This is a genomic window from Paenibacillus sp. YAF4_2 (genome assembly GCF_052113225.1).
GTDB lineage: Bacteria > Bacillota > Bacilli > Paenibacillales > Paenibacillaceae > Pristimantibacillus.
In genome coordinates, this window is record NZ_JBFRCT010000029.1 from 1 (window position 1) to 504 (window position 504).

Below are 504 nucleotides of genomic sequence, written 5' to 3' on the forward strand. Positions count from 1 at the left end.
GGGTGTGTTGCAGCCATTTGCCGGCGCGCTGGCGGTACGAACCGGGTTCCGCCCGCTGATGGTCGGGGGCGCGTTGCTGTACCTGATCGGGCTGGTGCTGCTCGCCACGTCCCACGGACTCTGGGCGGTCGTGCTCGGCGCCGGGGTGCTGATCGGCCTGGCGATGGCTTCCACCGGCACGGCGATGGCGATGGCCGCGGCATCGAGCGCCGTGAACGTTCAGGTGCGCAGCCTGGTGCTCGGCTGCGTGTCGGCCTGCGGTTCGCTCGGGGCGATGATCGCCGCGCCGCTGGGGCAGAGCATTGCCAGCGAATGGGGCTGGCGCATGGGCGTGGCCGCCTTTGTCGTGCTGGCGCTGGTGATGTTGCCCGCCGCCTGGTTTGCTGGCCGTTCTGACACTTCGCGCCAGGCGCCCACGCGGGCRCAGCCGGAGCTGAGYGGCCGYCAGGCCCTGATGGGCGCGCTGCGGCATCCGCCRTTCGTAGTCATGGCGCTGGCCTACAC

Annotated in this window: 1 protein-coding gene; it reads left to right on the plus strand. The window is 71.4% G+C overall.

Annotated features, from left to right (window positions below):
* On the plus strand, positions 1–504 hold a 504-nt coding region (locus AB4Y93_RS28830), incomplete at both ends, for an MFS transporter (RefSeq protein ID WP_441897218.1).